The organism is Reyranella massiliensis 521 (assembly GCF_000312425.1).
GTDB classification, from domain to species: domain Bacteria; phylum Pseudomonadota; class Alphaproteobacteria; order Reyranellales; family Reyranellaceae; genus Reyranella; species Reyranella massiliensis.
The window spans coordinates 5,083,071-5,095,851 of record NZ_HE997181.1 but is presented as its reverse complement, the minus strand read 5'-3'; the positions used below and the strand labels follow the sequence as shown (position 1 = coordinate 5,095,851).

General features: G+C 65.6%; 16 protein-coding genes. 9 read left to right on the top strand and 7 right to left on the bottom strand.

Annotated elements, in window-relative coordinates:
* The first annotated feature begins 98 nt into the window (after nt 1-98).
* The 6 genes from BN60_RS24840 to BN60_RS24815 all read left to right on the top strand — a co-directional run bounded on the left by BN60_RS24840 (nt 99) and on the right by BN60_RS24815 (nt 5,514).
* Nucleotides 99-908 (top strand): DeoR/GlpR family DNA-binding transcription regulator, encoded by an 810-nt coding sequence (locus BN60_RS24840; RefSeq protein ID WP_020698887.1) that lies wholly within the window; start codon nt 99-101, stop codon nt 906-908.
* A 4-nt stretch (nt 909-912) separates the two neighbouring features.
* Entirely contained in the window at nt 913-1,923 is a 1,011-nt protein-coding gene (locus tag BN60_RS24835) for an extracellular solute-binding protein (protein WP_020698886.1), read from the top strand.
* Between the two features lie 77 nt (nt 1,924-2,000).
* Nucleotides 2,001-2,819, top strand: coding sequence for an ABC transporter permease (locus BN60_RS24830; RefSeq protein WP_020698885.1), 819 nt, complete (start codon nt 2,001-2,003; stop codon nt 2,817-2,819).
* A 15-nt stretch (nt 2,820-2,834) separates the two neighbouring features.
* Nucleotides 2,835-3,641, top strand: a complete 807-nt coding sequence (locus BN60_RS24825) for an ABC transporter permease (protein WP_020698884.1) — start codon at nt 2,835-2,837, stop codon at nt 3,639-3,641.
* On the top strand, nt 3,638-4,684 hold the full coding sequence (locus tag BN60_RS24820; protein ID WP_020698883.1) for an ABC transporter ATP-binding protein: 1,047 nt from the start codon (nt 3,638-3,640) through the stop codon (nt 4,682-4,684). Before BN60_RS24825 ends, BN60_RS24820 begins: the two co-directional genes overlap by 4 nt.
* Before the next feature lie 11 nt (nt 4,685-4,695).
* On the top strand, nt 4,696-5,514 hold the full coding sequence (locus BN60_RS24815) for a phosphodiesterase (RefSeq protein WP_020698882.1): 819 nt from the start codon (nt 4,696-4,698) through the stop codon (nt 5,512-5,514).
* 45 nt (nt 5,515-5,559) lie between these two features.
* Here BN60_RS24815 and def read toward each other — a convergent pair whose 3' ends face one another.
* Both def and argB read right to left on the bottom strand, forming a co-directional pair.
* Entirely contained in the window at nt 5,560-6,129 is a 570-nt protein-coding gene (def, locus tag BN60_RS24810; protein ID WP_020698881.1) for a peptide deformylase, read from the bottom strand.
* 37 nt (nt 6,130-6,166) lie between these two features.
* The gene (gene argB, locus BN60_RS24805; protein WP_020698880.1) at nt 6,167-7,081 is read right to left on the bottom strand and encodes an acetylglutamate kinase; all 915 of its coding nucleotides are present in this window, start codon (nt 7,079-7,081) and stop codon (nt 6,167-6,169) included.
* 131 nt (nt 7,082-7,212) lie between these two features.
* Between argB and BN60_RS24800 the strand changes: the two genes are divergently transcribed.
* Nucleotides 7,213-7,884, top strand: a complete 672-nt coding sequence (locus BN60_RS24800) for a 2OG-Fe(II) oxygenase (RefSeq protein ID WP_020698879.1) — start codon at nt 7,213-7,215, stop codon at nt 7,882-7,884.
* Between the two features lie 6 nt (nt 7,885-7,890).
* Here the strand turns inward: BN60_RS24800 and yihA are convergent, their stop codons facing one another.
* From yihA to rpmH, 5 genes are read right to left on the bottom strand one after another with little or no spacing between them, the layout of a single operon-like run.
* Nucleotides 7,891-8,556: a ribosome biogenesis GTP-binding protein YihA/YsxC gene (yihA, locus tag BN60_RS24795; RefSeq protein WP_020698878.1), complete on the bottom strand. Its 666-nt coding sequence runs from the start codon at nt 8,554-8,556 to the stop codon at nt 7,891-7,893.
* Complete coding sequence (gene yidC, locus BN60_RS24790) at nt 8,556-10,379, bottom strand: membrane protein insertase YidC (RefSeq protein WP_020698877.1); 1,824 nt, start codon at nt 10,377-10,379, stop codon at nt 8,556-8,558. Before yidC ends, yihA begins: the two co-directional genes overlap by 1 nt.
* A 36-nt stretch (nt 10,380-10,415) precedes the next feature.
* Nucleotides 10,416-10,688, bottom strand: a complete 273-nt coding sequence (gene yidD / locus BN60_RS30025; protein WP_083856275.1) for a membrane protein insertion efficiency factor YidD — start codon at nt 10,686-10,688, stop codon at nt 10,416-10,418.
* A 52-nt stretch (nt 10,689-10,740) separates the two neighbouring features.
* Entirely contained in the window at nt 10,741-11,082 is a 342-nt protein-coding gene (gene rnpA / locus BN60_RS24785) for a ribonuclease P protein component (protein WP_020698876.1), read from the bottom strand.
* Nucleotides 11,083-11,112: 30 nt separating this feature from the next.
* Nucleotides 11,113-11,247 (bottom strand): 50S ribosomal protein L34, encoded by a 135-nt coding sequence (gene rpmH / locus BN60_RS24780; protein WP_020698875.1) that lies wholly within the window; start codon nt 11,245-11,247, stop codon nt 11,113-11,115.
* Between the two features lie 110 nt (nt 11,248-11,357).
* Here rpmH and BN60_RS24775 point away from each other — a divergent pair, with 110 nt between their 5' ends.
* Both BN60_RS24775 and BN60_RS24770 read left to right on the top strand, forming a co-directional pair.
* Nucleotides 11,358-12,005: a glutathione S-transferase family protein gene (locus BN60_RS24775; protein WP_020698874.1), complete on the top strand. Its 648-nt coding sequence runs from the start codon at nt 11,358-11,360 to the stop codon at nt 12,003-12,005.
* Between the two features lie 65 nt (nt 12,006-12,070).
* A complete protein-coding gene (locus tag BN60_RS24770; RefSeq protein WP_020698873.1) occupies nt 12,071-12,781 on the top strand; it encodes a TVP38/TMEM64 family protein in 711 nt (236 codons plus the stop codon).

Genomic DNA, 12,781 nt, shown 5'->3' with positions numbered 1-12,781 from the left:
ATGTTCATGTGAAAGTCATATGAACAAAATGAAGGCCCTGCAGTGTTCATTTGAACATGCAGACTCAACGGGACGGCAAACGGGCTCAGGAATCGGCAATGCTGGCGGAAGAACGCGCGCGCGCGATTGTGGAGCTCGTCCGGAGGGACGGGTTCCAGGCCATCGACGCCCTGGCACTCCAGTTCAGCGTAACGCCGCAGACGATCCGGCGTGACGTCAATCTGCTCTGCGATCGCGGCCTGCTGCGACGACGCCACGGCGGAGTCGAACTGCCGCCCGAGGGCGAGAACCTTGCCTATCCCGCCCGCCAGGTCCTGAACATCGACGCCAAACGCCGCGTCGCGCAGCTTGTCGCACGCGAAGTGCCGGAGGGCGCTTCGCTTTTCTTCGGGATCGGCACCACGCCCGAGCAGTGCGCATTGGCACTTGCCGACCATTCGGGCCTGCGCGTGATGACCAACAATCTCAACGTTGCCCTGGCGTTCAGCCGCAACACCTCGTGCGAGATCACCGTGGCGGGCGGACGCGTGCGCAATCTCGACCGCGACGTGGTGGCGGGCGACGCCCATGGCTTCTTCAGCCGGTTCGCCGTCGACATCGGCATCTACGGCGTGGGCGGCGTCGCCGAAGATGGCACACTGCTCGACTTCAACACCGACGAGGTGACGATGCGCAGCGAGCTGGCCCGGCATTGTCGGCAGCGCTTCCTCGTGCTTGATCATTCCAAGTTCGGCCGCGGTGCCACGGTGCGCGGCGGCCATGTCACCGAAGCGAGCGTGGTGTTCACCGATCGCCCGGTTCCGACCGCCATCGCCGACCAGTTGCGCGATGCCGGCGTGCGTCTTGTTTCCTGGTCCCACGACGTCGCGTCCACAGACACTTCAAGTCAAACAAGGAGGAGGGGCTGATCCCATGTTGAAACATCTCGCTTTCGCCGCCGCGCTCGGCATCGCCGCATTGGCCAACGTCACGGGCGCCGCCGCCCAGCAGCGCGCCATCTGCTACAATTGCCCGCCCGAATGGGCCGACTGGGGCTCGCAGCTCAAGGCCATCCAGGCCAAGCTCGGCATCCAGGTGCCGCCCGACAACAAGAATTCGGGTCAGGCCATCGCCGCGCTGATTGCCGAAAAGAACAATCCCGTCGCGGACGTGACCTATCTCGGTGGCATCGCCGCCGATCCGGCCAAGGATGCGGGCGTGCTGACGCCGTACAAGCCCAAGAACTGGGAGAAGATCCCGGCCGACCTGAAGGACCCCGACGGCAACTGGTTCACGATCCACTCCGGTACGCTCGGCCTGTTCGTGAACAAGGCGGCGCTCGGCAACAAGCCGGTGCCGCAGAGCTGGGCCGACCTGCTGAAGCCCGAATACAAGGGCCTGGTCGGCTATCTCGACCCGACCTCGGCCGCCGTCGGCCAGCTCGGTGTGATGGCGATCAACCTCGCGCTGGGCGGCACCTACGACAACCTCGATCCGGCGATCAAGTTCTTCAAGGAGCTGGCCAAGAACCAGCCGATCGTGCCGAAGCAGACCTCCTACGCCCGCGTCATCTCGGGCGAGATTCCGATCCTGCTCGACTACGACTTCAACGCCTATCGCGGTCAGTACACCGACAAGGCGCCCGTGCAGTTCGTCATCCCGAAGGAAGGCACCTTGGTGTTTCCCTACGTGATGGGTCTGGTGAACAAGGGCCCCAACCCGGACAACGGCAAGAAGGTGCTCGACTTCGTGCTGTCGGACGAAAGCCAGGGCATGTGGGGCAATGCCTACCTGCGCCCGGTGTTCGCCGACAAGCTCTCGCCCGAGGCCAAGGCCAAGTTCCTGCCGGACGCCGAGTACGCGCGCGCCAAGCCCGTGGACCTCAAGGCTCTGGCCAAGGCCCAGCCCCAGATCGTCGAGCGCTACCGCAAGGAAGTGAACTGACCGACGGCCCGACACCGAAGGCGCGGCGGGGCGGCGATGCCGTCGTCCCGCCGGCGCTCGTTTGAGGAAATGCCGACATGCGGCGCGACGCCCAACGATTGATCTTCCTGCTGCTGCCCGCCGGCATCTTCTTCGCGGCCTTCTTCCTGCTGCCCATGGCGAAGCTGTTCTTCATCGGCGGCAGCGGCAAGACCGGCTGGGCGGCCTATGCCGCGATCCTCGTCGACTCCAACTATTTCGGCAGCCTCGTCTCGACGCTCGCGGTGGCCGCGGCGACGACGGTGGCCACGCTGATCATCAGTGGTATCTCCGGCGTGTTCCTGCAACGCCACAAGTTTCCCGGCAATGCCGCCCTCGTCGCTATGCTGACCTTCCCGCTGGCTTTCCCCGGCGTGGTGATCGGCTTCATGGTGATCATGCTGGCCGGCCGCCAGGGCCTGATCGGCCAGGTGACGGAGGCCCTGACCGGCGACAAGCTGGTCTTCGCCTACACCCTGTCCGGCCTGTTCATGGGCTACGTCTACTTCTCCATCCCGCGCACCATCCTCACCGTGATGGCGGCGGCCGAGAAGCTCGATCCGAAGCTGGAGGAAGCGGCCCGCTCGCTCGGCGCCTCGCCCTGGCGCGTCGTGCTGGATGTCATCATTCCCGGCCTGAAGCCCGCCTTCATCTCCGCCGGCGCGATCTGCTTCGCAACGGCCGTCGGCGCCTTCGGCACCGCCTTCACGCTCGCGGCCAGGATCAACGTGCTGCCGATGGTGATCTACACCGAGTTCACCCTGTCGGCGAACATCGCCATGGCGGCCGCGCTGAGCTTCGTGCTGGGCGCGGTCACCTGGATCGTGCTGGCGCTGGCGCGTACGGCCGCCGGCTCCACCGTCGCGGCGGCGGGCTAGGAAGAGGGCAGCGCCATGAAGCATCGCGGCCTCTTCCTGCTGCAGCTCGGGTTCACCCTGCTGGTCACCGCCTTCCTGATCGTGCCGGTCGTCCTGTCGATCCTGGCAGGGCTTACGGTGAACTACTTCGTCGGCCTGGAGAGCGGCCTCACCCTGCGCTGGGTGATCGAGGTCTGGACCGGCTATCGCGAGACGATCTTCCTCTCCATCGGCCTCTCGCTGGCCTGCCTCGTCGTCACCCTGGTGTTAGGCGTGCCGACGGCCTATGTCCTCGCCAAGCGGCAAACCGCCCTGACCCGCGCCATCGAGGAGCTGTTGGTGATGCCGGTCGCCGTGCCGGGGCTGGCAACCGCGCTGGCGCTGATCGTGACCTATGGCAGCGTCTCGGGCTTTCGCACCTCGTGGCTTTTCATCCTGGTGGGCCACGTCCTGTTCACTCTGCCCTTCATGGTGCGCAGCGTACTGGCCGTCCTCAGCGCCATCGACCTGGAGACGCTCGAAGAAGGTGCCGCTTCGCTGGGAGCAAGCTTCTGGCAGCGTTTCTGCCACGTCGTGCTCCCCAACTGCCGGTCAGGCATCCTCGCCGGCTCGCTGATGGTGGTCACGCTGTCGATGGGCGAGTTCAACATGACCTGGCTGCTGCACACGCCGTTGACCAAGACACTGCCCGTCGGCCTCGCCGATGCCTACGCCTCGCTGCGTCTGGAGGTCGGCAGCGCCTACACCCTGGTATTTTTCCTGATGATCATGCCGCTGCTGCTGGCCCTGCAGGCTTTCGCCAAGCCGCGCACGCCGAAATTCGTGGCGGAGGAAGCCGAATGACCGACACAGCCCAACCGCTCGCCATCGCGCTCGAGAACTGCGCGAAGACCTTTGCCGACGGGACGAAGGCGCTCGAACCGCTCGACATGACCATCCACGCCGGCGAGACCATCGTGTTTCTCGGTCCGTCGGGCTGCGGCAAGACGACGACGCTGCGCATCATCGCCGGACTGGAAACGCCCGACGCCGGCGGCAAGGTACTGTTCGACGGCCTCGACGTGACCCGCCAGCCCATCGAGCAGCGCAACGTCGGCATGGTCTTCCAGTCTTACGCGCTGTTTCCCAACATGACGGTGGCCGGGAACATCGGCTACGGCCTGAAGATCCGCCGGACGCCCGAGGCGCAGATCCGTGCCCGCGTGGCCGAGATGCTGGCGATGATGCGCATCGAAAAGCTCGCCGACCGGCAAATCGACCAGCTATCCGGCGGTCAGCGCCAGCGCGTGGCGCTGGCCCGCGCCATCGCCGTACGGCCGCGCGCGTTGCTGCTGGACGAGCCGTTGACGGCCCTGGATGCCAAGCTGCGCGATACGCTTCGCCTCGAGATCGACTCGCTGCTGCGATCGCTCAAGATCACCGCGATCTACGTGACCCACGATCAGGCCGAAGCGATGGCTCTGGGTGACCGCATCGTCGTGATGGACCACGGCCGCGTCGCCCAGATCGGCAAGCCACGCGAGATCTATCAGCGTCCGGCCACCCGCTTCGTCGCCGAGTTCATCGGCACCATGAACCGGCTGTCCGGCGTCGTGCGCAACGGCGCGTTCACTTGCCGCGCCGGCGAACTTCCGTGGGACGCCGCCCGCGGAAATGCGACCGAAATCCTGTTCCGGCCGGAGGATATCCGTGTCGCCGACAGCCAGGAGGCTTCCGGCCTGCAGGGTACGGTGGCAGCCGCCTTCTTCCTCGGCGACCGCACACGATTGTTCGTCGATGTCGGCGAGGCGCAGCCGCTGGTGATCGAAAGCACGGCGCGACGCGATTTCAGCCACGGTGAGACCGTGCGCCTCGCCATCGATCCGCGCGGGCTGCTGGTGCTGTAGAGGAGTTCGCGATGCTGATCGCCCAGATAACCGACACCCACATCAAGCTTCCCGGCAAGCTGGCCTACAAGAAGGTCGACACGGCGGCAATGCTGAAGCGCTGCGTCGACGAACTGCTGACGCTCGACCCGCAACCCGATCTCATCCTGCTGACCGGCGACCTCGTCGATCTGGGCCGGCCGGCGGAATACGACCACCTGAAATCCATCCTGGCGCCGATCCGTCAGCGCATCATCGCCATCCCCGGCAACCACGACGACCGCGAAGCCATGCGCGGCGCCTTCCATGCCGAAGGCTACCTACCGACGGAGGGCAAATTCCTGCAGTTCGTCGTCGAGGACTACCCTCTGCGTATTGTCGGACTGGATACACTGATCCCCGGCGAGGGCGGTGGCGAGCTTTGCGCCGAAAGACTGGAGTGGCTGGACCGGACCCTTGCGCAGAAGCCCGACGTCCCCACGCTCGTCCTGATGCATCACCCGCCCTTCATCACCGGCATCGGCCATATGGACAAGATCGGCCTGAAAGGCTCGGACGGCTTTGCCGCCGTCATGGAACGGCACCGGCACGTCGAGCTGATCCTCTGCGGCCACCTGCATCGGACCATCCATGCCCAGGTCGGCGGCCGGCCGGCAATGACCTGCCCGAGTCCGGCCCATCAGGTTGCGCTCGACATCGACCCCGAAGCGCCCAGTTGCTTCACGATGGAACCGCCGGGCTTCATGCTGCACTGGTGGAACGGACGAAGGCTCGTCACCCACACGGCCGTCATCGGCAGCTACGACGGACCGCACCCGTTCTTCGATGCCAACGGCAAGCTGATCGACTGACGGTCAGCGGGTGAGCTGCCCCCGGGATGGCGGTGGCAGCGACGCCTACAAGGCGTGTTCGGGGTCCTTGGCTTTGACCGAAGGCCTGCCCTCGGCTTCGTCGCGCTCCTTCTCCTTCCGCGCCTTGAGAAGCTTGCGCAGGATCATGTTCCGCTTGAGTGCCGAGATATGGTCGATGAACAGGATGCCATCGAGATGGTCGATCTCGTGCTGCAGGCAGGTGGCGAGCAGACCCTCCGCGGCGATCTCCTGAGTCTTGCCCTCACGATCGAGGTAGCGAACGGTGACCTTCGCCGGGCGAACGACGTCCGAGTAATGCTCCGGCACCGACAGGCAGCCCTCCTCGTAGGAGGCGTCCTCGTCCGACGCGTCGATGATCTCCGGGTTCGCCATGAACAGCGGCCCGGTCTTGGTGTCCTCGCGCTCGATGTCGAGCACCACCACGCGCTTCAGCACGCCGACCTGCGGCGCCGCCAGACCGATGCCGGGCGCGTCGTACATGGTCGCCAGCATGTCGTCCATGAGCTGGCGCACGCCGTCGTCGACAGCCTCGACCGGCAGGGACTTCTTCTTGAGACGCGGATCGGGCGCCGTGAGGATGGGCAAAAGTGCCATGGTGCTTAGATATGCGGCAGATTTGGCGGTTTCAAGATCAGGTGCGGGTAACCATCGTGCCGACGCCGGCCTCGGTGAAGACCTCCAGCAGCAGGGCATGGGGCACCCGGCCATCCATGATCACGGCCGCCTCGACGCCGCTGTTCACGGCATCGATGCAGTTCTCGACCTTGGGGATCATGCCGCCCGAGATGGTGCCGTCGGCGATCAGGGCCCGCGCCTGCTCGACCGTCATGTCCTGGATGAGCTTGCCGTCCTTGTCGAGCACCCCGGGCACGTCGGTCAGGAACAGGAGGCGCTTGGCCTTCATGGCGCCGGCGATGGCGCCCGCCGAGGTGTCGGCATTGATGTTGTAGGTAAGCTCGTCGTCGACGCCGAAGCCGATCGGCGCCACCACGGGAATGACGTCGGCGCGGCGCAGCTGGTCCAGCACCATGACATTGATCCTGGCCGGCTCGCCGACCTGCTTGAGATCGACCTTCAGGAGTTCGCCGGTCTTGGGGTCGCGCATCTCGGTCACCTTGCGCGCCAGGATCAGGTTGCCGTCCTTGCCACAGATGCCGACGGCGATGCCGCCGCATTCGTTGATGTCCGCCACGATCGCTTTGTTGATCGAACCGGCGAGCACCATTTCGACAATTTCCATGGTCTGCGCGTCGGTCACGCGCAGGCCGTTCACGAACGTGCTCTTGATGCCGACCCGCTCCAGCATCTTGTTGATCTGCGGGCCGCCGCCATGGACCACGATCGGATTCATGCCGACCTGCTTCATCAGCACGACGTCGCGGGCGACCAGGTCGCCGAGCTTGGGATCGGTCATGGCGTGGCCGCCATACTTCACCACGAAGGTGGCGTCGTTGTGCCGGCGCATGAAGGGCAGCGCCTTGGAGATGGTCTCCGCCATGCGGATGAGCCGCTTCTGCTCCTTGTCGGTCTGGACCGGCTCGGCCATTTCTTCGCTTCCCGTAATGTCGGCTCAAGTTGGCAAAAGCCCCCTCCCGGTGTGGGAGGGGGCTAAGACGGCATCATATATCAGGCGGGCCGCGGATAGAAGAAGTGCCCAGTCCGCGGCAGGATGTCCGCATGATGGATTATGACGCTTTGGCGGCGCGCGGCTTTGCCGTCGCGCGAAACCTGATCGGCCCGGCGGAGTGCCGTACGCTCGCGGCTCTCTGGCCGGACCAGGCCCAATTTCGCAAGCACATCGTCATGCAGCGCCATGGCTATGGGCAGGGCGAATACCAGTATTTCACCTATCCTCTGCCCGAGCCGGTCGAGCGCCTGCGGCAGGCGCTCTATCCCGAGCTCGCTCGCGTGGCCAATGCATGGAACGAGCAGCTCGGTCGCCCGCAGCGTTTCCCACCGACCCTGAAAGGCTGGTTGCAGCACTGTCACGAAGGCGGTCAGAAGCGGCCGACGCCGTTGCTGCTGCGCTACGGTCCCGGCGACTACAACTGCCTGCACCGCGACCTCTACGGCGAGCTGGTGTTCCCGCTGCAGGCGACGGTCCTGCTGAGTGCTCCGGAGCGCGACTTCTCGGGCGGCGAATTCATGCTGGTCGAACAGCGGCCGCGCATGCAATCCCGCGGCGAGGTGGTTCCTCTCGCGCAGGGAGATGCCATCATCTTCGCCGTGAACGAACGGCCGGTGAAAGGAACGCGCGGCTGGCACCGCACCGCCATGCGTCACGGCGTGTCGAGCGTGCGCGAAGGTCAGCGCTTTACCTTGGGCATCATCTTCCACGACGCGGCGTGAGGAGCGTCAGACGCCGGCGACCGCCTTGATCTCGGCCCGCAGCTCAGGGATTCCGAAGCCGGTTTCGCTGCTGGTCGGCAGCACCACGGGATGGGCGGCGCCATGCTTGCGGGCGACCGCCTCGGCGGCCGCGACGGCCCGCGGCACGTCGGCGGCCTTGAGCTGGTCGACCTTGGTCAGCACGATCTGATACGAGACAGCGGCCTTGTCGAGGTTTCGCATCGTCTCGCGGTCGCTCTCCTTCACGCCGTGGCGCGAATCGATCAGCAGGCAGACCCGCACCAGGGTCGGACGGCCGCGCAGATAGGCCGAGGCGAGATCCTGCCACGTCTCCTTCATCGACCTGGAGACCTGGGCGAAGCCGTACCCCGGCAGGTCGACCAGGACCAGCCGGTTCGCGAGATCGAAGAAATTGATCTGCCGCGTATGGCCGGGCTTGGCCGAGACACGCGCCAGGGTGCGCCGGCCGGTCAGCGCGTTCACGAGGCTGGACTTGCCGACATTGGAGCGGCCGGCAAAGGCCACCTCCGGCCAGGTCGTCGGCGTCAGCGATTCGAGCGACGCCGCGCCCGAAATGAAATCGCAGGGGCCCGCGAAAAGCTTGCGCGCCGCCTCGATTTCCTCCGGGCTGCGCCCCTCCGACGCGTCTCCCTCTCGCTTGTCCCTGGACATCAGCTCTTCTTGCCGGAGCCCTTGCCGCTCTTCTTGTTGCCGCCGGCATCGGCCACCGGCGCCGGCGTGGCCGCGACCGGCGCCTTGCCGCCGCCGATCGGCGTGCCATGGCGACGCATGATCATGTACTGCTGGGCAATCGACAGGATGTTGCTCCACGCCCAGTAGATCACCAGGCCGGCCGAGAACGGCGCCAGCATGAAGGTGAACAGGATCGGCAGGAACTGGAACACGCGTGCCTGCACCGGGTCGGTCGGCTGCGGGTTCAGCTTCTGCTGCAGGTACATCGTGATGCCCATGATGATGGGCCACAGGCCGATGTTGAAGAAGTGCAGGAAGTCCGGCACGTGCCACGAGAAGAGACCGAAGCCGGTCAGGATGGTGAGCGGATCGGGCGCCGCCAGGTCCTTGATCCAGCCGTAGAACGGCTGATGGCGCATTTCGATGGTGGTGTAGAGCACCTTATAGAGCGCGAAGAACACCGGGATCTGCACCAGGATCGGCAAGCAGCCCGCCGCAGGATTCACCTTCTCGCGGCGATAGAGCTGCATCAGCTCCTGGTTCATACGCTGGCGGTCCTCGCCGTAGCGCTCCTTGAGCTTCTCCATCTCGGGCTGCAGCTTCTTCATCTTGCTCATCGCCGCATAGGACTTGTTGGCCAGCGGGAAGAACACGAGCTTGACGATGACGGTCAGCACCAGGATCGACAGGCCGAAGTTGCCGAGTTGCACGTAGAGCCACTCGAGCAGCCAGAACAGCGGCTTGGTGAAGAACCAGAACCAGCCCCAGTCGATCGTGAGATCGAACTTCTCGATGCCGTACTTCTTTTCGTAGTCGTCGATCACGCGCACGATCTTCGCGCCGGCATAGAGGCGGGAGTCCGTCGTCACGGTCGCGCCCGGCGCGGCGGCAATTCCGGCACCGACATAGTCGATCTGGTATTTGAGGTCCGCGCCCGCGCCGGTTTGCTTGATCGAGGCATCGAGCTTGGACTTCTGGTCAGGCACCAGCGTCGCCATCCAGTATTTGTCGGTGATGCCGAGCCAGCCGCCCGTCGTGGCGATCTTCTGCTGCTTGTTGCCCTTGAAGTCGGAGTAGCTGAACTCCTTCAGCGCGCCGTTGAACACGCCGTAAGGGCCTTCGTGCAGGATGTACATGCCTTCGGCATGCGGCTCGCCGTAGCGCACGACAAGGCTCCACGGGAACAAGGTCACCGGCTTGTCGGTCTTGTTCTCGAAGCTCTGCTGCACGTCGAACATAAAGAATTCGTCGATCGACACGGTGAGGCCGAAGATCAGGCCCTGGCCGTTGTCCCAGGTGAGCTTCGCCGGCTTGCCGGGTGCCACCGTCTGGTTGTCCGTCGTCCAGAGCGAGTCGGGACCCGGCACCTTGATCGCGGGATCCGACGAGGACCAGCCGAACTCGGCGTAGTAGGGGTGGGCGCTGCCGACCGGCGAGAGGACCGGAACGGGCGGGCTCTTGGGATCGATGGTCTCGCGATACTTCACGAGCTGCACGTCGTCGATGCGTGCGCCCTTGAGCGAGATCGAGCCGACCAGCTCGGCGGTGTTGAACGTGACGCGCGGGCTCTGGGCCAGCGCCTCGGGGCGGCTGACCACCGGCTGCTGTGCGGGGCCTGCGCCCGGACCCGGCTGCACGCCGGCTGGGCCCGGCTGGCCGGCCGGTGCCTGCGGCGCGCCGGGCTGGGTCGTCGTCTGCTGGGTACCGTTGACCGGCGGCTTGGCCGGCGGGAAGGCCACCTGCCAGCCCACGATGATCAGCACCGAGAGGACGATGGCGACGATGAAATTCTTCTGATCCATTTCAGACGATCTTTCTCAGGCGATCTTTCCGGGCGCTCAGGAGCGCTCAGCGGGTTGGCAGGAAAGGGTTTGGCGCGGACGCCGTGCAGCAGCGGCCGGTGGAACGGGATCCCAGCCGCCGGCGCCCCAGGGGCCACAGCGACAGAGACGGTGCGCAGCGAGCCAGCTTCCCCGCAACGCGCCATGCGTCGTCACCGCCTCGGCCGCATAGGCCGAGCAGGACGGCTCGTAGCGGCAGGCGCCGACGAAGAAGTAAGCGAGCGTGAGCTGATAGAACCGGATCGCGCCACGCAGGACGGAGGACATCATGCGGCCCGGAAACTGGCGACTTAAGCGCGCGGGCGCAAGCAGTCCGTGCAGGTCATGGCGTCGCGACGACCTGCGCCTTGAGCCGCCTCAATGCTTCCTGCAGCTCCCCGCGCATCGCAGCGAAGTCTCGGACGAGGGCACCCTGCCGGCCGACCAGGACATAGTCGAGGTCCGGCCGGGCCTCCGCCGGGATCACCATGCGGGCAATCTCGCGCAGACGCCGGCGCACGCGGTTACGAACCACGGCATTGCCGACCTTGCGGGTCACGGTGAAGCCCACCCGGATGTCGGGCAGGACGATATCGGCGGGAACAGGCGCCACCTGGAGCACGAATCCAGGCATGGCGCAGCGGCGTCCGGCTTGGACGCGCAGAAAATCGCGGCGATTCGGCAAACGCCCGAGGCGCGCCGCAGCCAAAAGAAACTAGGCCGAGAGGCGCTTGCGGCCCGAGCGGCGGCGATTGGCGATGACCTTGCGGCCACCCACCGTCGCCATGCGGGACCGGAAGCCATGCCGACGCTTGCGCACCAGCTTGCTCGGCTGATAGGTGCGTTTCATGACGCAACTCCTCTAAATACAACGCCCCCGCGCGGTGCGCAGGGGCAAATTCCGTGGGCGAGCGTAATAAGCGCGAGACGGCGGCGAGTCAACGAGGGCTAAGATAGCCCATGACACTCTTCCTGCACGGCTACTACTACAGCGTTTACACGAGGATCGCCCGCCTGGCCCTGGCCGAGAAGGGAGTGACCTACGAGAAGGTCGAAGTGAACCCCTTCGCGACGGACTGCCCGCCCGACTATCTGGAACTCCACCCCTTCCGACGGGTCCCGACCCTCGTCCACGGCGATTTCACCCTTTATGAAACCGGGGCGATCACGCGCTATATCGACCGCGCCTTTGCCGGGCCGCCCCTCCAACCGGCCTCGCCTCGGGCTTTGGCGCGGATGGACCAGATCATCGGCGTGGTCGATGCCTATACCTACTGGCCTCTGGTCCGGCAGGTCTTCGTGCACGACGTCTTTCGCCCCCACACCGGCGGTGAGATCGATCCAGTGGAACGCGACAAGGGTCTGGAGGAAGCCGCCCGCGTCCTCCGGGCGCTCGACGCCTTGGCGTCCGGCGATGCCTGTCTCTGCGGCCCCGATGTCTCGCTGGCCGACTTTCACCTCGGCGCCATGGTCGCCTATTTCGTCCTGTCGCCGCGGGGCGCCGCCCTGCTTGCCGAATATCGGCGGCTCGCCGCGTGGTGGGGACGTTTCGGTGCCCGGCCCAGCCTGGCCGCGACCGACCCTGGCTTGCCGGTAACCCAGCCGTGACAGCATGTGCTTTGAGGTCCGAGACGCGCGAGCGATGATCAGGCCAAGGCGATGCGAAAGACGAGATGAACTTGTTGATACTCCGCCGACTGCTGCCTGTGGCGATTCTCCTCGGCGGCTTGGCGGTCTTCCTGCTGCTCGGGCTCGAGCGCTATTTTTCCTACGACCTGCTGTGTCGCCATCAGGTGACACTGACGCAGTGGGTCGCCCGGCACGCCTTGATCTCGGCGGCCGTCTTCGTCCTGGCCTATGCCCTGGTCGTCGCTTTCTCTCTGCCGGTCGCCATGGTCGTCACGCCGGTGGCGGGCTTCCTGTTCGGTACCTGGATGGGTGCCGGTCTTTCGGTGATCGGCGCAACGCTGGGCTCGATCGCCGTCTTCCTCGCCGCCCGCACGGCCTTCCGCGATCTCTTCCGCGCGCGCGCGGGCCCCGCACTGGCTCGCTTCGAGGCAGGCTTCCAACGCAACGACTTCAGCTATCTTCTGTTCCTGCGGCTGGTGCCGGTGTTTCCCTTCTGGTTGATCAACATCGTGCCGGCACTGTTGGGCATGCGGCTCGACCGCTATGCGTTGGCAACCATGATCGGCATTGTTCCGGCCGCGATTGTCTATGCAAGCGTCGGCGCCGGCCTCGGCATCGTGATCGGACGTGGCGAGCGGCCCGATCTCGGGATCATCTTCGAATGGCGCATCCTGCTGCCGCTGCTGGGGCTGGCGGCCCTGTCTCTGGTGCCCGTCGTCTATACCTACCTGCGCAAGCCCAAAGCCACGCCCTGA

What these genes read in the sequence shown, in the direction of transcription:
- BN60_RS24840 (WP_020698887.1), top strand. Translation starts at nt 99, where the DNA reads ATGCTGGCGGAAGAACGCGCGCGCGCGATTGTGGAGCTCGTCCGGAGG.
- BN60_RS24835 (WP_020698886.1), top strand. Translation starts at nt 913, where the DNA reads ATGTTGAAACATCTCGCTTTCGCCGCCGCGCTCGGCATCGCCGCATTG.
- BN60_RS24830 (WP_020698885.1), top strand. Translation starts at nt 2,001, where the DNA reads ATGCGGCGCGACGCCCAACGATTGATCTTCCTGCTGCTGCCCGCCGGC.
- BN60_RS24825 (WP_020698884.1), top strand. Translation starts at nt 2,835, where the DNA reads ATGAAGCATCGCGGCCTCTTCCTGCTGCAGCTCGGGTTCACCCTGCTG.
- BN60_RS24820 (WP_020698883.1), top strand. Translation starts at nt 3,638, where the DNA reads ATGACCGACACAGCCCAACCGCTCGCCATCGCGCTCGAGAACTGCGCG.
- BN60_RS24815 (WP_020698882.1), top strand. Translation starts at nt 4,696, where the DNA reads ATGCTGATCGCCCAGATAACCGACACCCACATCAAGCTTCCCGGCAAG.
- def (WP_020698881.1), bottom strand. Translation starts at nt 6,129, where the DNA reads ATGGCACTTTTGCCCATCCTCACGGCGCCCGATCCGCGTCTCAAGAAG.
- argB (WP_020698880.1), bottom strand. Translation starts at nt 7,081, where the DNA reads ATGGCCGAGCCGGTCCAGACCGACAAGGAGCAGAAGCGGCTCATCCGC.
- BN60_RS24800 (WP_020698879.1), top strand. Translation starts at nt 7,213, where the DNA reads ATGATGGATTATGACGCTTTGGCGGCGCGCGGCTTTGCCGTCGCGCGA.
- yihA (WP_020698878.1), bottom strand. Translation starts at nt 8,556, where the DNA reads ATGTCCAGGGACAAGCGAGAGGGAGACGCGTCGGAGGGGCGCAGCCCG.
- yidC (WP_020698877.1), bottom strand. Translation starts at nt 10,379, where the DNA reads ATGGATCAGAAGAATTTCATCGTCGCCATCGTCCTCTCGGTGCTGATC.
- yidD (WP_083856275.1), bottom strand. Translation starts at nt 10,688, where the DNA reads ATGATGTCCTCCGTCCTGCGTGGCGCGATCCGGTTCTATCAGCTCACG.
- rpmH (WP_020698875.1), bottom strand. Translation starts at nt 11,247, where the DNA reads ATGAAACGCACCTATCAGCCGAGCAAGCTGGTGCGCAAGCGTCGGCAT.
- BN60_RS24775 (WP_020698874.1), top strand. Translation starts at nt 11,358, where the DNA reads ATGACACTCTTCCTGCACGGCTACTACTACAGCGTTTACACGAGGATC.
- BN60_RS24770 (WP_020698873.1), top strand. Translation starts at nt 12,071, where the DNA reads ATGAACTTGTTGATACTCCGCCGACTGCTGCCTGTGGCGATTCTCCTC.